The organism is Yoonia maritima (assembly GCF_003003285.1).
Classification (GTDB): Bacteria; Pseudomonadota; Alphaproteobacteria; order Rhodobacterales; family Rhodobacteraceae; genus Yoonia; species Yoonia maritima.
Window position 1 is genome coordinate 292099 of the sequence record NZ_PVTP01000002.1, and the last position, 25568, is coordinate 317666.

The 25568-nt window shown below is 54.2% G+C and carries 26 protein-coding genes; 12 read left to right on the forward strand and 14 right to left on the reverse strand.

Annotated elements, in window-relative coordinates:
- Positions 1-26 precede the first annotated feature (26 nt).
- Both CLV80_RS04045 and CLV80_RS04050 read right to left on the reverse strand, forming a co-directional pair.
- The gene (locus tag CLV80_RS04045) at positions 27-1142 is read right to left on the reverse strand and encodes a glycine cleavage T C-terminal barrel domain-containing protein (protein WP_106355087.1); all 1116 of its coding nucleotides are present in this window, start codon (positions 1140-1142) and stop codon (positions 27-29) included.
- Between the two features lie 106 nt (positions 1143-1248).
- Complete coding sequence (locus CLV80_RS04050; protein ID WP_106355090.1) at positions 1249-1641, reverse strand: hypothetical protein; 393 nt, start codon at positions 1639-1641, stop codon at positions 1249-1251.
- A 173-nt stretch (positions 1642-1814) separates the two neighbouring features.
- On the opposite strand from CLV80_RS04050, the gene rpmG reads away from it, so the two are divergent.
- Positions 1815-1982 carry a 50S ribosomal protein L33 gene (rpmG, locus tag CLV80_RS04055; RefSeq protein ID WP_008233681.1) on the forward strand — a complete coding sequence of 56 codons (168 nt, stop codon included), beginning with the start codon at positions 1815-1817 and terminating at the stop codon, positions 1980-1982.
- 178 nt (positions 1983-2160) lie between these two features.
- Here the strand turns inward: rpmG and CLV80_RS04060 are convergent, their stop codons facing one another.
- From CLV80_RS04060 to CLV80_RS04075, 4 genes are all read right to left on the reverse strand, one after another.
- Positions 2161-2895 carry a lysozyme inhibitor LprI family protein gene (locus CLV80_RS04060; RefSeq protein WP_106355093.1) on the reverse strand — a complete coding sequence of 245 codons (735 nt, stop codon included), beginning with the start codon at positions 2893-2895 and terminating at the stop codon, positions 2161-2163.
- Positions 2896-3064: 169 nt separating this feature from the next.
- Positions 3065-3529, reverse strand: a complete 465-nt coding sequence (locus CLV80_RS04065) for a cupin domain-containing protein (RefSeq protein ID WP_106355095.1) — start codon at positions 3527-3529, stop codon at positions 3065-3067.
- 74 nt (positions 3530-3603) lie between these two features.
- Complete coding sequence (locus tag CLV80_RS04070) at positions 3604-4380, reverse strand: Bax inhibitor-1/YccA family protein (RefSeq protein WP_106355098.1); 777 nt, start codon at positions 4378-4380, stop codon at positions 3604-3606.
- A gap of 122 nt (positions 4381-4502) precedes the next feature.
- Positions 4503-4718 carry a DUF1127 domain-containing protein gene (locus CLV80_RS04075; RefSeq protein WP_106355100.1) on the reverse strand — a complete coding sequence of 72 codons (216 nt, stop codon included), beginning with the start codon at positions 4716-4718 and terminating at the stop codon, positions 4503-4505.
- A gap of 114 nt (positions 4719-4832) precedes the next feature.
- Here CLV80_RS04075 and CLV80_RS04080 point away from each other — a divergent pair, with 114 nt between their 5' ends.
- A complete protein-coding gene (locus CLV80_RS04080) occupies positions 4833-5705 on the forward strand; it encodes a LysR family transcriptional regulator (RefSeq protein ID WP_106355365.1) in 873 nt (290 codons plus the stop codon).
- On the opposite strand, the gene CLV80_RS04085 is transcribed toward CLV80_RS04080, so the two are convergent.
- Entirely contained in the window at positions 5695-6654 is a 960-nt protein-coding gene (locus tag CLV80_RS04085; RefSeq protein ID WP_106355102.1) for an NADPH:quinone oxidoreductase family protein, read from the reverse strand. The two genes, CLV80_RS04080 and CLV80_RS04085, sit on opposite strands and share 11 nt — an antisense overlap.
- A gap of 275 nt (positions 6655-6929) precedes the next feature.
- Here CLV80_RS04085 and CLV80_RS04090 point away from each other — a divergent pair, with 275 nt between their 5' ends.
- The 3 genes from CLV80_RS04090 (at position 6930) to CLV80_RS04100 (ending at position 9506) form a co-directional block, all read left to right on the forward strand.
- Positions 6930-7301, forward strand: a complete 372-nt coding sequence (locus tag CLV80_RS04090) for a helix-turn-helix domain-containing protein (protein WP_106355104.1) — start codon at positions 6930-6932, stop codon at positions 7299-7301.
- 68 nt (positions 7302-7369) lie between these two features.
- On the forward strand, positions 7370-8179 hold the full coding sequence (locus CLV80_RS04095; RefSeq protein WP_106355106.1) for an inositol monophosphatase family protein: 810 nt from the start codon (positions 7370-7372) through the stop codon (positions 8177-8179).
- On the forward strand, positions 8172-9506 hold the full coding sequence (locus CLV80_RS04100; RefSeq protein WP_106355108.1) for an 8-oxoguanine deaminase: 1335 nt from the start codon (positions 8172-8174) through the stop codon (positions 9504-9506). The genes CLV80_RS04095 and CLV80_RS04100 overlap by 8 nt, the downstream gene beginning before the upstream one ends.
- Here CLV80_RS04100 and guaD read toward each other — a convergent pair.
- On the reverse strand, positions 9503-10795 hold the full coding sequence (gene guaD / locus CLV80_RS04105; protein WP_106355111.1) for a guanine deaminase: 1293 nt from the start codon (positions 10793-10795) through the stop codon (positions 9503-9505). The two genes, CLV80_RS04100 and guaD, sit on opposite strands and share 4 nt — an antisense overlap.
- 99 nt (positions 10796-10894) lie before the next feature.
- Here guaD and mgtE point away from each other — a divergent pair, with 99 nt between their 5' ends.
- Positions 10895-12268, forward strand: coding sequence for a magnesium transporter (gene mgtE / locus CLV80_RS04110; RefSeq protein ID WP_106355113.1), 1374 nt, complete (start codon positions 10895-10897; stop codon positions 12266-12268).
- Positions 12265-12816 carry a 5-formyltetrahydrofolate cyclo-ligase gene (locus CLV80_RS04115; protein ID WP_106355116.1) on the forward strand — a complete coding sequence of 184 codons (552 nt, stop codon included), beginning with the start codon at positions 12265-12267 and terminating at the stop codon, positions 12814-12816. Before mgtE ends, CLV80_RS04115 begins: the two co-directional genes overlap by 4 nt.
- A gap of 78 nt (positions 12817-12894) precedes the next feature.
- Here CLV80_RS04115 and CLV80_RS04120 read toward each other — a convergent pair whose 3' ends face one another.
- The 3 genes from CLV80_RS04120 to CLV80_RS04130 form a co-directional block, all read right to left on the reverse strand.
- Positions 12895-13644 (reverse strand): YebC/PmpR family DNA-binding transcriptional regulator, encoded by a 750-nt coding sequence (locus CLV80_RS04120; RefSeq protein WP_106355118.1) that lies wholly within the window; start codon positions 13642-13644, stop codon positions 12895-12897.
- A 72-nt stretch (positions 13645-13716) separates the two neighbouring features.
- On the reverse strand, positions 13717-15498 hold the full coding sequence (locus CLV80_RS04125) for an SLC13 family permease (protein ID WP_106355120.1): 1782 nt from the start codon (positions 15496-15498) through the stop codon (positions 13717-13719).
- A gap of 48 nt (positions 15499-15546) precedes the next feature.
- Positions 15547-16362: a TIGR00282 family metallophosphoesterase gene (locus CLV80_RS04130; protein ID WP_106355122.1), complete on the reverse strand. Its 816-nt coding sequence runs from the start codon at positions 16360-16362 to the stop codon at positions 15547-15549.
- Between the two features lie 106 nt (positions 16363-16468).
- Here CLV80_RS04130 and CLV80_RS04135 point away from each other — a divergent pair, with 106 nt between their 5' ends.
- Positions 16469-17371, forward strand: coding sequence for a DMT family transporter (locus CLV80_RS04135; RefSeq protein WP_106355124.1), 903 nt, complete (start codon positions 16469-16471; stop codon positions 17369-17371).
- A gap of 15 nt (positions 17372-17386) precedes the next feature.
- Here CLV80_RS04135 and choV read toward each other — a convergent pair whose 3' ends face one another.
- Genes choV through choX form a run of 3 tightly spaced genes read right to left on the reverse strand, consistent with a single transcriptional unit; the run spans position 17387 to position 20220 of the window.
- Positions 17387-18406: a choline ABC transporter ATP-binding protein gene (gene choV / locus CLV80_RS04140; RefSeq protein WP_106355126.1), complete on the reverse strand. Its 1020-nt coding sequence runs from the start codon at positions 18404-18406 to the stop codon at positions 17387-17389.
- Entirely contained in the window at positions 18403-19236 is an 834-nt protein-coding gene (gene choW, locus CLV80_RS04145) for a choline ABC transporter permease subunit (RefSeq protein WP_106355128.1), read from the reverse strand. Before choW ends, choV begins: the two co-directional genes overlap by 4 nt.
- Before the next feature lie 60 nt (positions 19237-19296).
- Positions 19297-20220 carry a choline ABC transporter substrate-binding protein gene (gene choX / locus CLV80_RS04150; RefSeq protein ID WP_106355130.1) on the reverse strand — a complete coding sequence of 308 codons (924 nt, stop codon included), beginning with the start codon at positions 20218-20220 and terminating at the stop codon, positions 19297-19299.
- 91 nt (positions 20221-20311) lie between these two features.
- On the opposite strand from choX, the gene betI reads away from it, so the two are divergent.
- The 4 genes from betI to betA are packed head-to-tail and all read left to right on the forward strand — an operon-like array spanning position 20312 to position 25553.
- A complete protein-coding gene (gene betI / locus CLV80_RS04155; RefSeq protein WP_106355132.1) occupies positions 20312-20893 on the forward strand; it encodes a choline-binding transcriptional repressor BetI in 582 nt (193 codons plus the stop codon).
- Entirely contained in the window at positions 20890-22398 is a 1509-nt protein-coding gene (betC, locus tag CLV80_RS04160) for a choline-sulfatase (RefSeq protein ID WP_106355135.1), read from the forward strand. The genes betI and betC overlap by 4 nt, the downstream gene beginning before the upstream one ends.
- A gap of 45 nt (positions 22399-22443) precedes the next feature.
- Positions 22444-23895 carry a betaine-aldehyde dehydrogenase gene (gene betB / locus CLV80_RS04165; protein WP_106355137.1) on the forward strand — a complete coding sequence of 484 codons (1452 nt, stop codon included), beginning with the start codon at positions 22444-22446 and terminating at the stop codon, positions 23893-23895.
- The gene (gene betA / locus CLV80_RS04170; RefSeq protein ID WP_106355139.1) at positions 23895-25553 is read left to right on the forward strand and encodes a choline dehydrogenase; all 1659 of its coding nucleotides are present in this window, start codon (positions 23895-23897) and stop codon (positions 25551-25553) included. The genes betB and betA overlap by 1 nt, the downstream gene beginning before the upstream one ends.
- Positions 25554-25568 lie beyond the last annotated feature (15 nt).

Sequence of the window (25568 nt, forward strand, 5' to 3'; positions counted from 1 at the left end):
ACCCACATTCCGGTCAACGTAAAGCCTTATTTGATAAACGGAATCATGTGGCGATCAGCCGGATATGATTTTGCACCGATGTGTACCGCTAGCGTATCCGCTGTATCAGCAAGGTTGGATGCGATCATGCCGACGGCAATTGTTTTGCCAAGCCGTTTCGAAAACGCTAGCTCACTGACAAAACCCACATTTTTGCCGTTGCAGGTTAAATTAACGGGGTGCCCCGGTAGCGCAGGGTTCCCTTCGATCACAAGCCCAATGCGTTGACGCAGGTTGGGTTGCTGGGCTAGCGCCGTAAGTGCAGCTTTGCCGACGAATTCGATATCCGAAGTCAAATCAATCAACCCGCCAAAACCCATTTCAAATGGTGTGGCGCGGTAGTTTTGCCAGCGCATATCGGCACCGTATGAGATTAACCCGCTTTCCAATCGCTCTACGTCGTTGGGCGCACCGGGACCGATGTCATACGGTGCGCCGGCTGCTTTGACTTTGTCCCACAGTTCGGTGCCGCGGCTACGATCCATGAGATATAATTCATAGCCGCCTTGTTTGGACCATCCTGAACGTGCCAAAACCAGCGGTATACCGTCCAGTGATGTTTCTTCGAAACCAAAGTAACGATAATCACGGATTTGTTCGCCAAATAGCGACGCGACGACATCCGCGGCCTTTGGTCCTTGGATCGCAAGCGGCGATACGTCTGGTTCTGATACCTCGACATTCCAGCCTTTTTCCGCAGCGAGTGCAGCGGCCCAAAGGTGGATGTCGCTATCAGCAACCGAAAGCCAGTACCGGTCTTGCGACAGCTTCAAAAGCACCGGATCGTTAATAACCCACCCCTGATGGTCGCACAGCGGGACATAGCGGCCCTGACCGATTTTGGTGCCCGACAGGTTACGCGGTGTTAGATATTGTGCCAGCTTGCCTGCGTCTGGGCCAGACAGCTGTACCTGACGCTGCGCTGCGACGTCCCACATCGCCACGCCAGAGATAAGGCGATCATATTCGGCTTCGGGGTCGCCGAAATGGGCAGGAATATACATGTGATTGTAGACGGAAAAGCTTTTTACGCCGTCGCGTACTGTTGCGTCGAAATAGGCTGACTTGCGGATGTTGGGGCCGATGCCAATCGAAAATGCCATAACCTGACCTTTACTCTGATGTTTAACTGCCAATTTCATTTAATATCAGATGCTGCAATAAAAATATCATGCGTGACTGGTAGGGGCTTGTCTGGTTCAGCTTGGCTTAGGGCTGTTCGTCAGGATAGGGCAGATCACCGAGCAAGACATTACGAAAGTCGTAGGGTGGGGTTACTTGAAACTGGACGGCTCGAATGGTTTTGTGGTTTTCGCTTAGTGCTTTGACGACACGGTGCATGCCGTCCATGAGCCGACCCTTGGCGCATAGAATGATTGGATAGGTCAGGTCCGCCTGCTGAACCAGCCTTATATGTCGTGCGATTGATACCGGCGTCGGCACCGAACCGGGTTCTTGATACCACCAGTTTTCATCAATTTCGGAAATATCGGTTATTGGAATGTCGTGAACCGGCAGATCGGCCGACGCGTCTACCAGTTTGTGTACGTCCCAGATGTGCGTATCTGATCCGATTGTGCGCAAATGATATTGCTTTCGCATGCTATCTGGCTTCCCTGTTGGTCAGAATGCCAAATGATTCTGCATCATTTGACTTGGGAAGCAATATAATGCGCGTCTTTGCGGTTGACTCGGGGCGCGGCTGGCGTAAAAGGCAGCCTCAATGATATTTATGCGTAGCGCCGATGACGGCCCGCAACCAGGAGAGATGAGACATGGCGAAGCCTACCACCATCAAGATCCGCCTGAACTCCACTGCGGGGACCGGGCACTTCTACGTCACGAAAAAGAACGCACGTACAATGACCGAAAAAATGGTCATCAAAAAGTACGACCCCGTTGTGCGTAAGCACGTCGAATACAAAGAAGGCAAGATCAAGTAATTGATTGTCCCTTTGGTTCGAATAAAGGCCACGCAATAGCGTGGCTTTTTTTGTTTTAAAGACTTGATGTTTGTCCCCGCGAAGCGTGCAGAAGTGTCAACTCTCTGGGTTTGCGCGAACGATTGCTGTCATAATCCTGCCAGCCGTGCGGTGACGATAGTGAACTTTATCTCAGTTGTTATCCTTGGAATTCGAAACCGCTAACGACATCGCGCAAAAAGTCTATCCGTTTTGCAGTATATTCGGCACGACAAAAAGTGGCACCGCCATCGGGGGTGAACAATAGCGGCCAGTATACCTTGCAGTCGCTGCTGCGCGTGTTGAGCCAATTATCTTGAGACGCTTGCAGATCGTTGGCAAAATCTTGATCTATTGCAACGGACTCTGTCGCAAGGGCCATTTCTAACGCCAATTGCGCGTCCCATGCCGCGGCCTCAACGGCCCAGCAGTCTGTTGGGTCCTGGCCTTTAATGCAGGCATTCTCCTTGACTTCAGTTTCACCAACAGCACCAAGGCAGTTTATGGCTTTATCGGTAACGGCTAAGCAGCTTGTCAGCGCGGCAGAACTGCGTTCGGAAGTAGGCTCAGTCAGCTGGACGATTTCTTCAATGGATAATCTACTGTGTTTGTCTTCGTCGATTACGCGGCCCTGCCAAGTTACGCGAAAACTCTCGGTGCCTGATTGAGGCGACGTGTAGTAGGTTGCCCAGCCATTTGCGAACCCTTGCTGTGTCTCATTAATATTAGAGCATTGAAAAGAAAGCTGCGTCTCGTCACAAACGCCATCGTAGCAGATGCGGTATTGTGGAGCGATCGTATTAGGCAGGCTACCATCTTCATAGTTCGTGTAACCTGCCGAAACCATTGTTCCAGCCATCAAAAACATCACGGTGAAAAGCGATATTTCTTTCATCTGTTCAAATCCTATATTGCGCAGACTTTGTATCTGCTTTTATTCAGTCACAGTATTCTTGGTTTACCTCATAAGGTCAGCAGTTTTTCAGGCTTATCTTAGAGAATGGGAGCTACTGTGCCACAGGCGAATCCGGGCTAGAATCGGATCTGAAACACGAAGTCGGCTGTTAGTAGGGCGACACCGTGGGCTCTCCATCCAGCGTCACATAGCGCCGTTTCCCGGTCGTCCTATCGAAATGAAGCACACAGTCGTGGTCGGGATAGGTGATTATGTCATTGTCTGCGCGTGTCCCTATCGCCAAGTAGGTTGCGTCTGTGTTACTGATGTTCTCTAGATAGTGACCGACGGGTACACCTGCTTTGAATGTGACGCTGTCGCCGGGGTGTAGGGGGCTGCTGGTGGGGCCTTCGTGCACGATGACTGTACCTGTTAGCATATAGATCATCTCGTCTTCGGTTGCATGCCAGTGACGCAGTGATGACTTTGAACGGGGCGGCAGGGTTTCTGTGAATGCCCCAAGCTGCGTTAAGCCACCGCTGTCGCTAAATAGTCTGGCACTATAGATGCCCAAGACCGCGTGTGTCTTTTCGGGTTCATCTAGCTGAGCATCTTTGGCGCGAATGATGGGCATCGTAACACCTTTGCGAATAAACGAAAAAAGGCCAGCGTTTCCGCCGGCCTTTTGTGTTTGCTATGCTATCTTGCTTACTCGCGATTGCCGAACAGCTGCAGCAAGAAGATGAACATGTTGATGAAATCAAGGTACAGGTTCAGCGCACCCATGATTGCAGATTTCGCCAACCATTCGCTGTCGCCATGTGCGGCATGAGCAATGTAGTCAGTTTTGATCTTTTGTGTGTCATACGCTGTTAAGCCAGCAAAGATCAGAACGCCGATGCCAGAGATCGCGAACATGATTGCAGGTGACTGCAGGAAGATGTTGACGATCATCGCAACAACCAAGCCTACTACACCCATCATCAAGAATGTGCCCCAGCCAGACAGGTCTTTCTTCGTGGTGTAACCCCACAGTGAAAGGCTTGCGAAAGCAATCGCTGTGATCAAGAAGATCTGAACGATTGATGCGCCTGTGTAGACAAGGAAAATTGAACTAAGCGAGAGGCCCATCACAGCAGCGAAAGCATAGAACACAAGCTGCGCTGTTGCAGCGGACATACGGTTGATCATCGCGCTAAGGCCAAAGACGAACGCCAGCGGTGCGAACATGATGACGTAACGCAGTGGTGATCCGTAAATCAGTGCGCCAAGGTCCGTTAGCATTGTGCCGTTACGCATCATAGACACGGCTGCTGATGGATCCGTCGTTGTTGCCAGACCTGCGATAGCCCATGCTGCCGCAGCCGTAATAACCATGCCAATCGACATGGTCGCGTAAACTTTGTTCATGTGAGCGCGCAGGCCCTCGTCGATCGCACTTGTGCGTGCGCCGGCGCCTGTGTCTGCCCAATCGTATTGTGCCATTGTGACCTCCAATTAATGTCGTGGTTCCGATCGTTAGAACCCTTGCTCACGATATTGGCAGCTATGGCTATTTTTTCAAGGTCCTAGGGCGTTAACAACGCTGATTTCGTACGATTGTGTATTTATTGCGTCCAATGGCCGGGAACGTTCCACGGGGCTTTGTTTGCTTCGGTCATTGCTTCGTGCCTGCTGACACCAATATCACATAATATATGGTCATCGAGCTTGCCGAGCTGACGGCGCTGGCGCGCTATTTGCAGATATCCCAGTAAACGCGTGGTAAGGCGGACACGTCGCGATGGGATGCATTGAATGCTGCTTTGAATAGAAGCGGTCATAGTATGTCCTTTCGTGATGATTGGAGTGAGTTTCATTTCGATGCTTGATGGATAGTTCACTGGCGTGCATAATGAAAATGAATGTTTGAGTTATTAATCATCAGGAATATTGATATGACGCGAAATCTAGACACAACGGCCTTACGCTCATTTGTTGCTGTAGCGGACACTGGTGGTGTGACGCGGGCTGCAGGATTGTTAAACTTGACGCAATCGGCGGTCTCTATGCAATTGAAACGCCTAGAAGAATCACTAGGTGTCGGGTTGCTTGACCGGTCGGCACGTAGCATTGGCCTGACACCTCAGGGGGAATTGTTACTAAGCTACGCGCGCCGGATGCTTGAACTGAACGACGAAGTATATGGCAAGCTCACGGCGACTGAATACGAAGGCGAAGTCACGCTTGGGGTGCCGCATGACATCGTTTATCCGGTTATACCTGTCGTATTGCAGCGGTTCGCGGCGGCATATCCGCGTGTTCGCGTGAATTTAGTATCATCGTTCACACGCGGCTTGGTCGAGGATTTTAGGCGCGGTGCGATCGACGTCATTCTAACTACTGAGGATTCGGTAGGAGAAGGTGGTGAGACGCTCACCAAGATTCCGCTGATCTGGGTGGGGGCGCCAAAGGGGCAGGCGTGGAAAAAGCGACCTTTGCGTTTAGCTTATGAGGAAAGCTGTATCTTCCGCCAGTTTGTACAGCGCCGCCTTGATGAGGTGGGTATCCCGTGGGAAATGGCTGTGGAAAGCAATTTTAGTCGTACAATAGAGGCGACTGTGAGCGCCGATCTGGCTGTGCATACCATGCTTGAAGGCACAGAACCCCGCCATCTAGAGCGAATCGAACACGGCGGGCATTTACCGAGCTTACGCGACATGAATGTGAATCTTTATCAGGCCAACCTTGATCAGGGGCCTGTCATCCACGATCTGGCTAAATTTGTGCGTGATGGTTTTTACACGCTAAAGGCACCTGTCATGGCGTAACGACGACCTTACCAATTGATTTACGGGTGCGCAGCAGGTCCAACGCCTCTGCTGCTTGGTCTAACGGCAAGACATGGCTGATGTGCGGCCGGAGCCTACCTTCGGTATACCATGTCATCAATTCAGTAAGGCTATCAGTAAGCGCGCTTGGGTTGAACTTTAGATACCCGCCCCAATAGAAACCGATCACGCTGATGTTCTTTACAAGAAGAATATTGGCGGGAATCGGGGGGACATCTCCGCTTGCGAAGCCGATCACGATAATACGTGCTTCGCGGTTGCATGCGCCAAGTGCTGCCTTGAACAGGTCACCCCCTACGGGGTCGTAAACGACGTCAGCACCGCCAAGTGCTTTGACGGCTTCTTTGACATCATCGGCGTCGCAATCGATTAAATGATCTGCACCAGCCTCTTGCGCCGCTTTGAGCTTTTTCTGCCCGCGGGCAACGGCAATGACGCGTGCACCCATTGCTTTACCGACCTCAACCGCGGTGAGCCCAACCCCACCAGCCGCACCAAGCACGAGCAGAGTTTCACCGGCCTGCAGTTTTGCGCGTCTCGCTAGTGCTAGGTGGGATGTGCCGTAGGCAACCATAAAACCCGCTGCGGCCTCCGCAGGCATATCATCTGGTACTGGCGTGCACAGATCTGCGGGAAATACACCACGTTCGGATAGCCCGCCTTGGCCGCCAAATACCGCTACTCGCGTTCCGATAGTGGGGCTGCTAACGCCTTGCCCTTGGGCTATAACTGTGCCGCATACTTCCATACCAAGGGTGAATGGCGGGTTGGGTGTGTCCTGATAAGTGCCCTTGGCCATAAGAAGATCAGCAAAATTCAACCCACAGGCTGCGATACTCAAGAGTACCTCTCCTTCTTGTGGAACTGGCTCTTTCGCGTCAGCAATTGCTGGCGGTTGAGTATGTGAAGTTACCTGAAAAGCGCGCATGAAACCCCGAATCACTTTGGAAAACTTTGTGAATTCTTATGCGAAAACTTTGACATCTTTACAATTTGCTCGTTTTTTTACCGTTTGATCGAGAACAAGCACGCCAGAACCTGTCCTTAAGGTAAGGTAATGGGTTGCAACCGTTGCGTGTTCTTTTCTGGGCGTGCATTCCGTTAGCACGGTACCGGATGTGGCTCACTCAGGCAAAGTGTGCGGTGCCTATCGGGACGCGGAACACAAAATGCCGCAATTATTTTGAACTAAGGAAACGATCAATGAAACACCCAGTCGATGTACACGTGGGGAAGCGTATTCGTCATCGCCGTTGGATGAACGGCACGACGCAACAGCAGTTGGCCGAAAATGTTGGAATTAAGTTCCAGCAAATTCAGAAATATGAAACCGGTATGAACCGCGTCAGCGCGTCCCGTCTTTGGGATATCGCAAAGGTACTGGACGTCCCTGTATCTTTCTTCTTTGAAGGTCTGGACGAACAGGTGCAGGCAGATGGCGCAAACGGCAACATGCCGGGAGATATTCTGACAGATAAAGAAGCGCTCGAACTTCTACGGTCTTACTACGCTATCCCAGAAAACCAGCGTCGCCGCCTCTTTGATTTGGCGCGCGTTCTAAGCGAAGCTGCTTAAGCGGCTTGACCATCACGACTGCCGCACGTTACCGCATATGGTAACGTAGCGCAGTTGGGAACAGCCTCATGCCATTGGACACGACCCTTCAGGCGGAGTTGATCCGCGTGGCAAATTTACTTGCAGATGCAGCGCGGCCCGAGACCCTGCTGCATTTTAGAACTCCTGCATTGGTTGCAGACGACAAGGGTGGTCAGGTCTTTGATCCTGTCACTGTTGCAGACCGCGCGGCTGAACAAGCAATGCGTGAGATTATCGCCCGTGAACGACCCCAAGATGGTATCTTGGGTGAAGAATACGGTGAAACCCCGGGCACGTCTGGATTGACATGGGTGCTTGACCCGATCGACGGCACACGTGGCTATATAAGTGGCACGCCGACTTGGGGGGTGCTGATTTCTGTGGCAGATGAAACGGGTCCATTGTTTGGCATAATTGACCAACCCTACATTGGTGAACGGTTCATTGGTGGCTTTGGTATTGCCGAAGTCACAGGGCCGCGCGGAACTCATACTCTAGAATGTATCGCGCAAAGCAAATTGTCTGATGCGACGGTGCTGACGACCTTCCCAGAGGTGGGTACCGCCGATGAAGGACGCGCGTTTTACGCTGTCGCCGGGCAGGCGAAATTGACCCGGTACGGTATGGACTGCTATGCCTACGCGTTGTTGGCAGCAGGACAGGTCGACCTTGTGATCGAGGCAGGGTTGAATGCATATGATATTCAGGCCCCAATTTCAGTGATCCAAGCGGCTGGTGGTATTGTGACTGATTGGGATGGCGGACCTGCACACCATGGTGGTCGTGCGCTGGCAGCAGCGAACCCAGATATCCACGCCGAGGCTATGGCGATCCTGCAAGAGAGCCTGAATGGCTGAGACGCTCATCAAAAATGCTGATATCGTTCTGACGATGGACGACGCACGCCGTGAATTGAAAGGTGCGGATATTCTGATCCGCGATGGCGTCATCGCGGCAGTCGGGCAGGGGCTTGAGACGCAGGGTGCCACGGTTCATGCAAATGGTCGTATTGTGACGCCGGGCCTCGTGAATACGCACCACCACTTGTATCAAACACTGACCCGCGCTGTGCCGGGTGCGCAAGACGCGTTGCTGTTTGGCTGGCTACAACGCCTCTATCCCATCTGGGCCCGCTTTGGCCCGGAAGAAATGTTCATCTCTGCCCAAGTCGGGTTGGCTGAATTGGCGCTATCGGGCTGTACGCTGACGTCGGACCATTTGTACCTTTATCCAAACGGATCGCGGTTGGATGATACAATCGCCGCCGCCCAAGAGGTTGGCTTGCGTTTTCATGCCACGCGCGGTGCGATGAGCATTGGCGAAAGCGACGGTGGCTTGCCGCCTGATGCTCTTGTCGAAAACGAGCGGGCAATCCTAGAAGACAGCGTCCGCGTTATTGATGCATTCCACGATCCAAACCCGGGCGCGATGGTGCGGGTTGGCGTGGCCCCTTGCAGTCCGTTTTCCGTATCGCGTGATCTGATGCGCGATGCTGCTATTCTTGCCCGCGATAAGGGCGTGATGATGCATACCCATCTGGCTGAGAACGACGAAGATATTGCCTATTCTATTGAAAAATTCGGCTGTCGGCCCGGTCAATACGCCGAAGATTTGGGTTGGACGGGTGATGATGTCTGGCACGCGCATTGCGTGAAACTGGACGGTCAAGAAATTGATCTGTTCGCACAGTCGCAGACAGGTGTTGCGCATTGCCCCTGTTCCAACTGTCGGCTTGGTTCCGGCATCGCGCCTATACGCGAGATGCGAGATGCAGGCGTAAACGTTGGATTGGGTGTAGATGGATCGGCAAGCAATGACATCGGCAACTTGATGGGCGAAGCACGTCAAACGATGCTTTTGCAGCGAGTCAAAAATGGGGCGGATGCTATGTCAGCCCGCGAAGCGCTAGAAATCGCGACACGTGGTGGCGCGCAGGTTTTAGGGCGCGATGACTGCGGTCAGATCGCAGTTGGCAAACGCGCGGATATTGCCCTGTGGGATGCGCAGACCGTTGAAAACGCAGGGTCATGGGATCCTGCGGCAGTTGTGCTGGCGGGACCTCAGAAAGTACGCGACTTGTTTGTTGAGGGCCATCAGGTTGTTGCGGATGGGCAATTGGTAACGATTGATCTGGGCGCGACCATTCGCAGACAGAACGACTTGGCGCAGCGACTGGCGAATTAGGCCCGTCGCTTTTGACCTGCGATCCACACGTCTTTGATCGCGCGGTCATCGCCCATCATGATCGTTGGGAATAGCGCGTCCCAAATGTCGGCCGCTCGGCCTGAACGCTGCGAAATCGCGGGCGTTGAACCAAGGTCAAGCACAGTAATGTCCGCCATCGCACCCGCGCCCAGATGACCAATTTGCCCGGACATGTGCAGTGACTTTGCCGACCCTTCTGTTGCGAGCCACATCAGTTGGGCAGGGTGCAATGCCGTGCCGCGCAACTGGCCGATCTCATAAGCTGCAGCCATGGTGCGCAGCATCGAAAACGACGATCCACCGCCTGTGTCAGTGGCAAGCCCGATGGACAGCCCAGTCTTTGCCAACCCCATCAGATCAAATAGTCCTGATCCGATGAACGTATTGGACGTCGGGCAGTGCACGACTGCGGCACCGACTTCGTTCAGTCGGTCAATCTCGCGCTGTTCAAGGTGGATGGCATGGCCATACAGGCCCTTAGCACCTAACAGCCCGAATGCCTCGTAAGTATCCAGATAGTCACGGGAATCTGGGAACAGGTCACGCACCCAAGCAATCTCGGGGAGTTGTTCACTCAGGTGTGTCTGCATCAGGCAGTCGGGGTGTTCGGACCAGAGCGCTCCAAGCGCGGCCAATTGTTCTGGCGTCGATGTCGGTGAAAACCGTGGCGTAATCGCATAGCTGGCACGCCCTTTGCCATGCCACTTTTCAAGCAACGCCTTACTGTCATCATAGGCCGATTGCGCGGTGTCTTGCAGCTTGTCAGGCGCATTGCGGTCCATGCAGGTTTTACCCGCAATCACGGCCATATCGCGATCAGCGGCAGCGCCAAAAAACGCATCGACACTTGCAGGATGGATCGTACAAAAACTGGTGAGCGTGGTGGTGCCGTGGTCAAGCGCAAGGTCGAGCGTACGTTCCGCGACTTCGGTTGCATACTTGGGGTCGCTGAATCGGGCTTCTTCGGGGAAGGTATAGGTATTCAGCCAGTCGATCAGCTGTTTGCCCCAGCTCGCGATGATGCCGGTTTGCGGGTAATGCATATGGGCATCGACAAAGCCCGCGCTGATCAGCGCATCGCCGTAATCGGTAACTTTTGCGTCCAGATGGGCCGCGCGCAGGGCGGCGGCCGAACCAACTGCGCTTATTTGTTTGCCCTCGATCAGCACAGCACCTGCGCTATCGAACTGTACGGCGTCATTCCAATCCCCAATCAAAGGATTGCCCGAAAAGCCAAGCGTTTGGCCAAGAAGAAGTTGCTTTGTCATAGCCTGATCATATGGGGCGGCTACGGTGGGGTAAATCGCTGAATGGCGTTGCCAGCAGGTCGTGATTGGCTATGTTGCAGGAGGTAGCGAGGGCAGGTCATGGCAGAGCAACTAGAAATCAACGAAGACGAAGCATTTGGTATCACCGATCGTCTTGTCTCGGATGTGTTGGATGCCGTACAGGCCGAAGATTCGGACGCGATTGACGCACTGCTGGACCCTTTACACCCCGCTGATATTGCCCACCTCATCGAGCAAATTAACGGCCGCGACCGCCGTGACCTGATTGCCGTTTGGAAGGGCGGTATGGACGGGGATACCCTGTCTGAACTGGACGAAAACCTGCGCGAAGAGATTATCGAACAACTTGCGCCTGCCGACCTGGCCGAGGCTGTTCGTGAATTGGAAAGCGACGATGTCGTCGATCTGGTCGAATATCTGGACGATGACCAGCAAGAAGCCGTTCTTGGCGCGTTGGACGCGGGTGACCGGGTCGTTGTTGAACAGGCGCTGTCGTATCCAGAAGAATCGGCCGGTCGCCACATGCAGTCAGAACTGGTGCGCGCACCAGAACATTGGACTGTGGGTGATGCGATTGACTATTTGCGTTCTGACGTGGTGCTGCCTGAGCAGTTTTATCACGTGGTTTTGGTCGATCCACGGCTTAAGGCGACAGGGTACGTCACCCTTGGACGTATCCTTAGCCATCCACGCGACACGCCACTTGCCACCCTGACCGAAGATACGTTTCGCACATTCCACGTCACCCAAGACGTTGAAGAGGTCGCGCAAGCGATCAATCACTATCACATGATCACTGCCCCGGTGGTTGATGACGATGATCGGATCGTCGGCGTGATTACGATTGATGACGCGATGGCGTTCCTTGAGGAAGAAGCCGAGGAAGATATTCTGCGCCTTGCTGGTGTTGGTGAAGGGTCGCTGTCTGACCGTGTGGTTGAAACGACAAAACAGCGATTTCCATGGCTTGCCGTGAACCTTCTGACCGCGATCTTTGCGTCACTTGTGATTTCATTGTTCGAAGAAACGATTGCTGGGCTTGTTGCGCTGGCAGTGTTGATGCCGATAGTCGCGTCAATGGGTGGGAATGCGGGGACGCAGTCTTTGACAGTTGCCGTGCGCGCCATCGCAACCCGAGATTTGACTGCTGCAAACGTCTGGCGGGTCATCCGGCGCGAAGTGCTGGTTGGTCTGATTAACGGGCTCATCTTTGCGGTGGTGATGGGGGTTGTTGGCATCTTATGGTTCGGTTCCCCGATGCTTGGCGCTGTGATCGGCGTGGCAATGGTGATCAATATGGTTATCGCAGGGTTGGCCGGTGCAGTTATCCCAGTCATGCTCGAACGCTTTGGTATTGATCCGGCACTTGCCTCCGGCGCATTCGTGACAACGGTTACGGATGTTGTTGGATTCTTTGCCTTCCTCGGGCTTGCTGCCATGTGGTTGCTATGATCGACAAATCGGCTGCCCGCAAAGCGGCCTTTGTGCGCCGTAAGGAGGCACATGATGGCGCTGTGGCTGCGTCTGGGTACTTAAGCGAAGTACTGGCCGGTTATCGTGGTGTGCCGATTGCAGGCTACAGCCCGATCCGCACAGAGATAAACCCGTTGCCTGCCTTGGCCGAGGCGGCAGCCCATGGTCTCGTCGGTATGCCGGTGATTATCGCAGAGGCACATCCGTTGAAATTTCGACTGTGGGAACCAGACTGCGCAATGATGGCTGGCGCATTTGGTGCGTTGATCCCCGAGACGGGCGAATGGATGATACCTGAGATCGTTATCGTGCCTTTGCTCGCATTCGACCGACAAGGGGGCAGGTTGGGGTATGGCGGCGGATTCTATGATCGCACGCTAGAGGCGCTACGCGAGGTTCAGCCAACAATGGCGATTGGATTTACCTATGCGGCACAAGAAGACAGTGCGTTACCGCTCGAGCAGACAGATCAACCGCTTGATCTGATCGTAACAGAGCAAGGTGTTATGACACCCACCAAAAAATAAACCCCGCCGCGCACGTCAAATCCAATGTGGAAATTGCGTACCCAACGGGGCGTAGTCGACAGGCGTTTTCGGCAGAAGTTACTCTTCTGCGAACGCAGCCATAACCTCGTCAGAGGCTTCAAAGTTCGCCGTAACGCGCTGCACGTCATCGTCTTCTTCAAGCGTGTCCAGCAGCTTCATCAGTTTGGTCAGACCTTCGGCATCGACCTCTGTGGTCATGTTAGGCTTCCAAATCAGTTTAGTGGATTCGGATTCGCCAAGTTCAGCCTCTAACGCGGTCGACACGTCGTTTAGGTCAGTGTCGGCGCAATAGATAACGTGGTTTTCTTCGTCGCTTTGCACGTCGTCTGCACCAGCCTCGATCGCGGCCATCATCACTGTGTCAGCATCGCCGACAGACGCCGGATAGACGACTTCGCCCATGCGATCGAACATGAAGCCAACTGAACCGGTTTCGCCAAGGTTGCCGCCATTCTTTGAGAATGTTGAACGTACCGTTGATGCAGTCCGGTTGCGGTTATCCGTCATCGTTTCAACGATCACAGCAACGCCGCCTGGGCCGTAGCCTTCATAACGGATTTCATCATAGTTCTCAGCGTCGCCGCCTTGCGATTTCTTAATCGCGCGGTCGATCACGTCCTTTGGCACAGAGCTAGATTTGGCTTCTTTGACAGCCATCCGCAGACGTGGGTTTTTGTCGGGGTCCGGGTCGCCCATTTTGGCGGCCACAGTGATTTCTTTGGCCAGCTTGGAAAACAGCTTGGAACGCAGCTTATCCTGACGCCCCTTGCGGTGCTGAATATTCGCCCATTTTGAGTGGCCAGCCATCGGAAACCTCGTCTTTATAGATGTAAATTTGCGTCTCTATACGGCATCCATCGGTGCCCCCGCAACCCTTGCTTACAAGGGCCAGAAATAGGGGATCGCGAAGGAAACAATTGGCGCAAGCGACAGGTTCAGCGGAATGCCGAATTTCAAGAAATCCGCGAACTTATAACCGCCCGGACCGTAAACCAGCGTGTTGGTCTGATATCCAATTGGTGTCGCGAAACTCGCGCTCGCCGCGATCATAACAGCGACGACCAAAGGCCGTGCATCAACCCCAAGTGCGCTTGCCAGACCAATAGCGATTGGGGTCATGACGACAGCGACAGCATTGTTCGACACAAGTTCAGTTAAGGTCGACGACATGGCGAATACCGCCAATACAACAAAGAACGGTGGCAAGACCATCATCACAGGCGATAAGGTATCCGCGATCATCGCAACTGCGCCTGATGACTGTAGCGCAGACCCGACGCCAAGCATTGCAAAGATTAACGCAAGAAGGCGGCCGTCGACGGAGGCAAACGCCTCGTCTGCATCAATGCAACCAGTGCCTAAGACGGCGGTTACACCAAGAATAGCAAGCAGCAGAATCGGCGCGACTCCAACGGCAGCAAGGATCACAACAAGCAGCAGTACACCGATAGCAATTGGTGCATGGGCCCGGCGATAGGCGCGCTGCGAAGGTTTCGACACATCACCAAGGTTCATGTCTTCAGCAAGACGCTGAATGTCTTCGGGCGCACCTTCAAGCAATAGGGTGTCGCCAACACGTACGATCATGTCGTCCATCTGCTGGCCAAGGTTCGTATCACGACGATGAACCGCAAGCGTGTAGACAGCGTAACGACGACGAAGGCGCAGCGCACCAAGGCGGCGGCCGACCATCTTACAGTTTGGCGTAATCAGAACCTCGACCGTGGTGGTCTCAACCGCTGACAGCTGGTCAACACGGCGCAAGTCTTTGGTCGCTTGTAGCGAAAGGAGCTCAGCCATGGCGGTACGCAGCACAACCCGGTCACCCACTTGCAATGTGACATCCTTTAGCTCGCGCCGCAGCGATACATCGCCTCGCACCACGTCGATCAGCCGTACACCGTCACGTTTGAACAGCTGTACGCCTGTGACTTCGCGACCGATAAGGTTGCTGTCTGGCGGAATGATTGCCTCTGAAAAGAACCGCATTTTGGAACGATCAGACAGCATAGTGGCCATGCTTGTCCGGTCTGGCAGCAGACGCGGACCAGCGAAGTAGAGATAGGCAAACGTCCAAGCGACCACAATTACGCCGATTGGTAAGATCTCGATGATACCAAAGGGCTCCATCCCAGATGAGCGCGCAACACCGTCAACCAACAGGTTGGTCGACGTGCCAAGCAACGTCATCGTGCCACCAACAATCGCCGCATAGCTAAGCGGGATCAGTAGTTTAGAGGCCGACGTTCCCAAAGTCCGCGCAAGCTGTACGAACACGGGGATCATAACCACGACAAGTGGTGTGTTATTCATGATCGCACTCGCGACGGCCACGAAAACCAAACTGCCGCCAATTGCCCGTGCCGGGCTGATCTTGGCCTGTCGTTCGACGGCCTGCGTCATCGCATTCAGGGCACCTGTCCGTACCAGCGCGCCAACGATGATGAACATCGCTGCAATCGTCCACGGGGCAGGGTTGGCAAGTACGGCGACTGCGTCGTCGTAAGGCAAGACCCCCGACACGAGTAGGATGGACACGCCAATCATTGCGACAACTTCTGTCGGAAAGGCTTCGCGTAAAAACATGATAAACATGCCCGCCACGACGGCCATGGTTAGAAAGGCGGACTGCGCCTGCGAAAGATGAAATACAGTTTCCATGATTTACAGTCTTGCGGAGAGAATGATGAAGGGCAAGCGTTTGCGCATTTACGCAGGGCCCGCCTGTGCTAGCCGCCCACCTTGGCGGACCATTTCAACGCGGGTGGCTTTGCCTGTCCGATCATCAGTTTCGACATAAAGGCCAGATAGGGTGGCTTCTTCGTTGGCAGGGGTAAAGCGTGCCTTTGGCATACCAGTGATAAAGCGGCGCATCGGTTCAGCCTTATCCATGCCGATGACCGAATTGTAATCTCCGCACATGCCAGCGTCGGTCATATAGGCGGTTCCGCCGGGCAAAATCATCGCGTCACCCGTTGGGACGTGCGTATGTGTGCCCACAACAATGCTAGCGCGGCCATCGCAGAAATGGCCTGTCGCCATCTTTTCCGATGTGGCTTCACAGTGAATATCGACAAGGCTCGCCTGAATTTGGCCACCCATTGGGTATTGTTTCAGCAACCCATCAAGCGCCGAGAACGGATCGTCAAACGGGCGTTTCATAAACACCTGACCGAGCGCCTGCGCAACAAGCACTTTGCGCCCGCCGGGGGCGTTGAAAATCCGGGCGCCAACACCGGGTGCGGATTTGGAAAAGTTCAAAGGGCGGATGATGCGTGGCTCGTTTGCGATAAAGGACAGCATGTCCTTTTGATCAAACGCATGATCGCCCAGCGTCAGAACATCAGCACCCGCATCAAGCAGGATCTTCGCATGATCGCCGGACAGGCCCATGCCAGCCGTTGCGTTTTCACCATTCACGACAACAAAATCGAGCTTCCATTCTTCGCGCAGTCGCGGAAGATGTGTGCTAATTGCAGTGCGGCCGGCGCGGCCCATAACATCGCCAAGAAACAGTATTTTCATGGACACTGTGTTATGCTGCCTGCGCGGCTTCTACCAGATGATTTTTAGCTAAAAATCATCGCGCCCCCTGCTTGCCAATTTTGGATCGGGGTGACACGACTTGCCCATGGATAAGCAAAAACAATCACGGCCCATCGCCGGGGTCGGCTGGATGATCGTCACAGGGTTGATGTTCGTTGGCGTTACCGCGGTCGTAAAACATGTCGGTAACGGGGTGCCCGCAGCGCAGGCGGCATTCCTACGCTATTTGCTCGGGGTGGTTTTCCTGATCCCGATGATAAAGCCGATTTTGGACGCCCATCTGACGAAGCGTCAGATTAAGCTATTTGCCTTTCGCGGGGTCGTTCACACCATTGCCGTGATCCTGTGGTTCTTTGCTATGGCGCGCATTCCCATCGCCGAGGTGACCGCGATGAATTATCTTTCGCCAGTCTATGTCTCGATCGGGGCGGCGCTGTTTTTGGGAGAACGTTTACCACCGCGCCGGTTGGCCGCTGTGGTTGTCGCGCTGATCGGCGCGCTCATAATCCTGCGACCGGGTGTCAAAGCAATTGAGCCGGGCCATATCGCGATGCTGGGAACCGCAGTTTGTTTCGCCATCGGATATCTGATCGCAAAGCAGTTGTCTGGTGAAGTCTCTGCCCCTGTGATCGTTGGCATGTTGTCCATCACCGTGACTATCGGCCTTGCTCCAGCCGCGATCGCGGTCTGGGTGACGCCGACACTGCCGCAATTGGGTTGGCTGTTCTTGGTCGCATGCTTCGCGACCGCTGGCCACTACGCGATGACGCTGGCTTTTGCCGCGGCACCACTGACTGTCACCCAACCGGTCACGTTCTTACAGTTGGTATGGGCTGTGCTGTTGGGAGCTGTGGTGTTTGGCGAAGGCGTTGACGGCTGGGTGATTTTTGGTGGCGCTGTGATTATGGCGTCGGTCAGCTTTATCACTTGGCGCGAAGCCGTCGCGCGTCGTCAGATTACCCCGCCGGTCACAGCCACAAAGGTGTAACCGGCGCAGGTTGTTTTATTCTGTTGGCGTTGTCGGCGCGAGCCGCGCAAGAAGCGAACTTTGGGTGATCTGACCCACTGGCGCACCGTTTTGGGTGACTTGCAGTGCTTCTGTTTCGATCTGTGAGATGATGTCATTCACTGGCGTTTCAACGTCGATCTCCGGCCCGTCACAGGTGCCATCCGTCATCACATCACGCGCGGTAAGAACACCAAGCGGGTTCATATGCGCGACGAACTCGGCAACATAGTCGTTCACCGGGTTCGTAAAGATGTCACGCGGCGTACCACACTGCACGATCCGGCCGCCTTCCATAATTGCGATGCGGTTGCCGATTTTGAACGCCTCGTCCAAATCGTGGCTCACAAAGATGATGGTACGGTTGCGTTTCTTTTGCAGGTCCAGCAATTCGTCCTGCAACTTCGTGCGGATCAGCGGATCAAGCGCCGAGAAGGGTTCGTCCATCAGTAGGATTGGGGCATCGGTCGCGAATGCACGGGCAAGCCCAACACGTTGCTGCATACCGCCGGATAGTTCACCCACCAGCGCATCCGCACGATCAGTAAGCCCAACCAATGACAATTCTTCGATCACCCGCTTGTTGCGGGCAGCCTTATCCATTCCAGCCAGTTCAAGTCCGAGCCCAACATTGTCGCGCACGGTGCGCCACGGCAGCAGGCCAAACTGTTGAAACACCATCGCAACGTCGTGCAGTCGCAATTCGCGTAGCGTCTTTTTGTCGGCGTTTGTGACGGATGTAATGCCTTGCGACGTCTTGATCCGAACATCGCCGCGCACGACGGGGTTCAGCCCGTTGACCGACCGTAGCAATGTCGATTTGCCAGACCCGGACAGGCCCATCAGTACAAGGATCTCACCTTCTTCAACGTTCAGCGAACAGTTATGCACGCCAAGGATTTGGTCGGTGGCTGCGCGAATGTCTTCGCGTTCCTGACCTTCGTCCATCAATGGTAGGGCTGACAGCGGTTTGTTCCCGAATACGATCGAGACGTTATCAAATTCTACAGCACTCATTTTGTGTTCACCCGCAGCATCCGGTCCAGCATGATTGCAACGGCCACGATGACAAATCCAGATTCAAATCCTAGGCCGGGGTCGTTACGCCCCAAGGCCTGCACGACAGGCTTACCCAACCCATTCGCGCCGACATAAGCCGAGATCACGACCATCGACAGTGACAGCATGATGACTTGGTTCAGACCGGCCATTATTTGCGGGAATGCATAGGGCAGTTCGACTTTCCATAGGCGCTGCGAGGCTGTTGCACCGAAAGATTCAGCGGCCTCTAGCAGCGGGGTAGGGGTATTGGAGACGCCCAGATATGTAAGCCGAATTGGTGCGGGCAGCACGAAGATCACAGTCGCGAATAGTCCCGGCACCATACCAAGCCCGAAAAACACGATTGCTGGGATCAAGTAGACGAAGGCAGGTAGCGTCTGCATCAAGTCCAAAATCGGGCTAAATGTTTGGTACAGCTTTGGGCGGTGCGCAAAGAAGATACCTAGCGGCACGCCGAGCCCCATGCAAACCACACACGACGATAGTACCAGCGCAAGGCTGTCAGTCGTTTCTTCCCAGTATCCTTGGTTCACAACGAAAAGTAGGCACAGCAGCACCAGCACGCATACTTTCCAAGAGCGCTGCAAAACCCAAGTCAGGGCAATGAACAGGGCAATGATTAAGAACATCGGCGGCGTTTGCAGGCACCAGACGATCCCGTCGATCATCCAATCTAGCCCGTCGCTTAGCGTGTCAAAAAATGCGCGCCCATAGGTCTTGAGCCAATCCACGGCGGTCTCGGCCCAGTCTCCGACTGGTATTTTATGTTCTGTTAGCCAGTCCATCATCGTCCCTTTAGTCGTAATGAAAAGGGGACCGCGTCATGCGGCCCCCCAATCTGTTTTTTATTCAGCCAGTGCAGCTGTCACAGCAGCAACCGCGTCGCCACCGTCTTTGGTTGTTACGCCGTCCAACCATGGTGTCCATGTATCGGCGTTGCCAGCCAGCCATGCTTTGGCTGCGTCTTCTGGATCAACGTTGTCGTTCAGGATCGCACCCATGATTTCGTTTTCCATAGCGAGTGTGAAAACGAGGTTCTCCAGCAGCTTACCAGTGTTCGTACATTCAGCGACATAGCCAGCACGTGTGTTGGTCGCAACGATCGCACCACCAAGGTCCGGGCCAAAGTAGTCATCGCCACCGGGCAGGTAAGTCATTTCGTAGTTGGCATTCATTGGGTGTGGTTCCCAGCCCAAGAATACAACAGGCTCGTCACGGTCGTTTGCGCGCTCAACCTGTGCCAGCATGCCTTGCTCAGAGCTTTCGACAACTTCGAAACCGTCTAGGCCGAATGCATCAGCGTCGATCATGTCCATGATCAGGCGGTTGCCGTCGTTACCTGCTTCGATGCCGTAGATGTTGCCGTCCAGCGCGTCTTTGGCTTGGGCGATAGATGCGAAGTCAGTGATTCCTGCAGCAGCACCAGCAGCGTTTGTCGCCAGCGTGTATTTCGCGCCTTCAAGGTTTGTGCGGACGGTGTCGACTGTACCAGCTTCGCGGTATGTCGCGATGTCGCCTTCCATTGTCGGCATCCAGTTGCCCAAGAACACATCGATGTCGCCTTCGGCCATTGATGCGTAAGTGACAGGTACAGACAGGATGTCCGTTGTTGTCTCATAGCCCAGTGCCTCAAGCACAATAGACGTCGCCGCAGTTGTCGCAGTGATGTCTGTCCAACCTACGTCGGAAAAGCGCACTGTGTCGCAGTCTGCCAGTGCAGGTGCCGCAGCGCAGATCGCCAGTACGGACAAAGTTGATTTGAGTTTCATTTCATAGCTCCCAGTTTTGGATCTTTTTCTTGATTGACGAGTCAATAAAGAACAATCTAGTCTGCTTTGGCAACCTCACAGTGAGAATTAGATGCCAAAGCTTGGGATGGAACCTATCCGTCGCGCAGCGCTAGTGAAAGCGACGATTGACGAAATCGGTGCCGCAGGGACGCTGGACATAACGGTTAGCCGTATTGCTAAGCGTGCCGGCATGTCATCTGCCTTGGCGCATCACTATTTTGGTGGCAAAGACCAAATTTTCTTGGCTGCGATGCGACATACGCTGACAGTTTATGGTGCCGAAGTGCGCGGCGCATTAGCCATGGCAGACGATAATGTATCGCGATTACAGGCGATTATTCGCGCAGGCTTCACGAATTCGAATTTCCGTCGCGAAGTCATTGCCGCGTGGCTGAATTTTTACGTTTTGGCGCAGTCCAGCGCTGAAGCCCAACGTTTGCTGACAATTTATCAACGCCGCCTACATAGTAACCTTGTTTATGACCTGCGCCCGCTGATCGGTGATCGCGCAGATGCCGCGGCCGAGCGAATCGCTGGGCTGATTGATGGCCTCTACCTACGTCGGGGTCTTGACCAAAGCAGCGAGATGGGGATGGACGCTACAGAACATGTGCTTGCCCTGCTGCAGGCCGAATTAAAGGAACACGCATGAGCCAACCAAATATCTTGATCATCATGGTCGACCAGTTGAACGGCACGCTGTTCGCTGATGGCCCTGCTGATTGGCTACATGCGCCAAACCTCAAAGCATTGGCCGCGCGTTCGACCCGTTTTAAAAACAGCTATACGGCGTCACCGTTGTGTGCGCCTGCGCGTGCTGCGTTTATGTCTGGCCAACTGCCCAGCCGAAACGGGGTCTATGACAACGCTGCGGAATTTGCTTCTAGTATCCCGACCTATGCACACCACTTACGCCGGGCGGGATACCAAACCTGCCTATCGGGCAAGATGCATTTTGTCGGACCAGACCAAATGCACGGGTTCGAAGAGCGGCTTACCACCGACATCTACCCAGCTGATTTTGGCTGGACCCCTGATTACCGTAAACCCGGCGAACGGATTGACTGGTGGTATCACAACATGGGGTCGGTCACCGGGGCAGGTGTCGCGGAAATTTCCAATCAGATGGAGTATGATGACGAGGTCGCATATCACGCGACCCGTAAAATCTATGATCTGTCGCGTGGGCATGACGCGCGCCCTTGGTGCCTGACCGTCAGCTTTACGCATCCACATGATCCCTATGTGACCCGCAAGAAATACTGGGACCTGTACAACGATTGCGAACATCTTGATCCGACAGTCGGTGAAATCGCTTACGACGATCTCGATCCGCATTCGAAGCGCCTGTATGATGCGATGGATGCCAAGAATTTCGACATCACACCCGAACATGTCCGTCGGGCACGCCAGGCGTATTTCGCGAACATCAGCTATCTCGACGATAAGATTGGTGAAATCCTGCAAACGCTAAAGGATTCGCGGCAAGAGGCTACGATCATGTTCGTGTCCGACCATGGCGATATGCTGGGCGAACGCGGTATGTGGTTCAAGATGTCGTTCATTGATGGATCGGCGCGCGTGCCGCTGATGATCGCAAGCCCAGAGATGAAGCCGGGCCTGATCGAAACACCAGTGAGCAGCATCGACGTAACACCAACGCTTTGTGATATCGCGGGCGTGGATATGTCCGAAGTCATGCCATGGACCAGCGGCGAAAGCCTTGTGCATCTGGGGCAGGGCGGTGAACGCGATACACCCGTGGCAATGGAGTACGCCGCAGAAGGTAGCTACGCGCCGCTTGTGTCCCTGCGCTATGGCAAATGGAAATATAACCGCTGCGCACTAGATGCGGATCAGTTGTTCGACATGGACGCCGACCCGCATGAACTTACCAACCTTGCCGAAGTCGCCGAACACCAAGGCACAGTCGCACAGCTTCGCGCAAAATCTGAGGCCCGATGGGACCTTGCCAAATTCGACGCCGATGTGCGCCACTCACAAGCCTGCCGCTGGGTCGTCTATGAGGCCCTGCGCAATGGTAATTACTACCCATGGGATTACCAGCCGCTGCAAAAAGCGTCTGAACGCTACATGCGCAATCACATGGACCTAAATGTTCTTGAGGAAGGCCAACGTTTTCCACGTGGCGAATAACCCCCCCTCATCTTGTTTCAAATACTCCCGCCGGAGGCACCTGCCATGACCACACAACCTACCGCTAGCCACTTTATCGATGGCCAATATGTCGAAGATACCGCAGGCGAGGTGATCGATGTGATTTACCCCGCGACGGGCAAATCTATCGCGACCCTACATGCCGCGACCCCGGCGATTGTTGAACAAGCATTGGCGTCAGCCAAACGCGCGCAAAAGGAATGGGCCAGCTGGACCGCGACCGACCGTGGTCGTGTGTTGCGCAAAGCTGCTGACATCATGCGCGAACGCAACCATGAACTTTCAGTGCTGGAAACCTATGACACGGGTAAACCGTATCAGGAAACATCCGTTGCAGATGCGACATCCGGTGCCGAAGCGTTGGAATATTTCGGCGGGTTGGCCGCTAGCATCACGGGCGAACACATCCAATTAGGCGAAGATTTCGTCTATACCCGCCGCGAGCCGTTGGGCGTTTGTGTCGGGATCGGCGCATGGAACTACCCCACGCAGATCGCATGTTGGAAAGCCGCACCTGCATTGGCTTGTGGCAACGCGATGGTGTTCAAGCCGTCTGAAATGACACCGCTTTGCGCGCTGAAAGTCGCGGAAATTTTGGTCGAGGCAGGCGCCCCCGCTGGCGTTTATAACGTGATCCAAGGCTACGGTGCAGTCGGCGCATCGCTGATCAGTGACCCGCGCGTTGATAAAGTATCTCTGACTGGTTCAGTGCCAACAGGCCGCAAGGTCTATGCCGCTGCTGCCGAAGGTATGCGCCATGTAACCATGGAATTGGGTGGTAAATCGCCATTGGTTATCTTTGACGATGCCGATCTGGAAAATGCCGTTTCTGGCGCAATCCTTGGTAACTTCTATTCCACAGGTCAGGTCTGTTCGAACGGTACACGTGTGTTCGTGCAAAAGGGCATCAAGGATGCGTTTTTGAAACGTATGACCGAACGGCTTGCGGGTATCAAAATGGGTGATCCGCAAGACCCCGATGTGAACTTTGGCCCGATGGTGTCGGAACGTCAGCGCGATATCGTTGAAGGCTTCATTGCCAAAGGCAATGAGGAAGGTGCGACGCTTGTGACAGGTGGCAAACGTGTGGATGGCGAAGGTTTCTACCTAGAAGCCACGGTATTTGCAGACGTCACTGACGGCATGACCATCGCTCGCGATGAAATCTTTGGGCCGGTGATGTCCGTGCTTGATTTCGACACCGAAGAAGAAGTTCTAGAGCGCGCCAATGCGACCGAATTTGGTCTGGCCGCTGGTGTGTTCACCGCCGATCTAACCCGTGCGCATCGTATGGCCGCCGGTTTTGAGGCAGGCACATGCTACATCAACACCTATAACCTTGCACCGGTTGAGGCTCCATTTGGTGGGTCGAAAATGTCAGGTGTCGGGCGTGAAAACTCCAAAGCCGCGATCGAACATTATAGCCAGATCAAAGGCGTGTACGTGGCGATGGGCGAAGTCGAGGCACCGTTCTGATGCAAGCAGATTATGTAATTGTTGGGGCCGGTTCGGCCGGTTGTGCCATGGCGTATCGTCTGGCTGAGGCAGGTAAGCAGGTGCTTATCATCGAACACGGTGGTTCAGACCGTGGTCCGTTCATTCAGATGCCAGCAGCGCTGTCATATCCGATGAACATGAAGATGTATGATTGGGGCCTGAAAACAGAGCCCGAGCCGCATCTGGGTGGTCGGTCGTTGGTCACACCGCGTGGCAAAGTCATCGGGGGATCCTCTTCGATCAATGGGATGATCTATGTGCGCGGTCACGCACGTGATTTTGATCATTGGGCCGAAAGCGGTGCGCAGGGTTGGTCCTACGCCGATGTGTTGCCCTATTTTAAACGGATGGAGCACTGGCACGATGGTGGTCACGGCGGTGATCCTGCATGGCGCGGCAACGATGGCCCGCTTCATGTCACACGTGGACCGCGTAAAAACCCCCTGACCCGCGCGTTTGTAAAAGCGGGTGAAGAGGCGGGTTACCCTGTCACAGGTGACTACAACGGTCAGCAGCAAGAGGGCTTTGGCCCCTTTGATGCGACGATTTACAAAGGGTACCGGTGGTCGGCTGCGAATGCATATCTACGGCCTGCGTTGAAACGCGCCAACTGCAACATCACCCGTGCCTTTGCGCGTCGTATCGTGATCGAAAATGGCAAGGCTGTTGGCGTCGAAGTCAGCCGTGGCAATAAGGTCGAAGTGATCAAAGCCAACGTCGAAGTCATCGTCGCGGCGTCTTCGTTGAACTCGCCCAAATTGCTGATGTTGTCTGGTATCGGTCCAGCGGATCATCTGGCTGAACATGGTATCGAAGTCGTCGCAGACCGTCCCGGCGTCGGGCAAAACCTGCAAGACCACTTGGAACTTTACATTCAACAAGCAGCGACCAAACCTGTCACGCTGTTTTCCTATTGGAACCTGCGCGGCAAGGCCAAGATCGGGCTGGAATGGTTGCTTTGGAAAACCGGTCTGGGGTCTTCGAACCAGTTCGAAAGTGCGGGATTTATTCGCTCTGACAAGGGTGTTGACTACCCTGATATCCAATTCCATTTCTTGCCGATTGCGGTCAGTTACGATGGCAAGGTCGCACCGGAAGGGCATGGATTCCAAGCACACGTCGGCCCGATGCGATCGAAATCGCGTGGGCAGGTTACGTTGCGCTCGAGTGATCCGAACGACAATCCGAAGATTGAGTTCAACTATATGTCCGACCCTTCCGATTGGGAAGATTTCCGCAAATGTATCCGCCTGACCCGCGAAATCTTTGGGCAAGCGGCGTTTGACGAATATCGTGGTCATGAGATCCAACCGGGTGAAGCCGCGCAGTCTGACGAAGAGTTGGATAACTTTATCCGCGAACATGCCGAAAGTGCTTATCACCCGTGTGGCACCTGCAAGATGGGCGCGGTTGATGACCCAATGGCTGTTGTTGATCCAGAGGCTCGCGTGATCGGGGTTGAAGGTCTGCGGCTTGCTGATAGCTCTATCTTCCCGCGTATTACCAACGGGAACCTGAACGCGCCGTCGATCATGGTCGGAGAAAAAGTGTCTGATCACATTCTGCAGCGTAACCCGTTGCCAGCTGTGAACGATGAGCCTTGGATCAACCCAAACTGGGAAACATCACAGCGTTAACCTTTATTAACATCG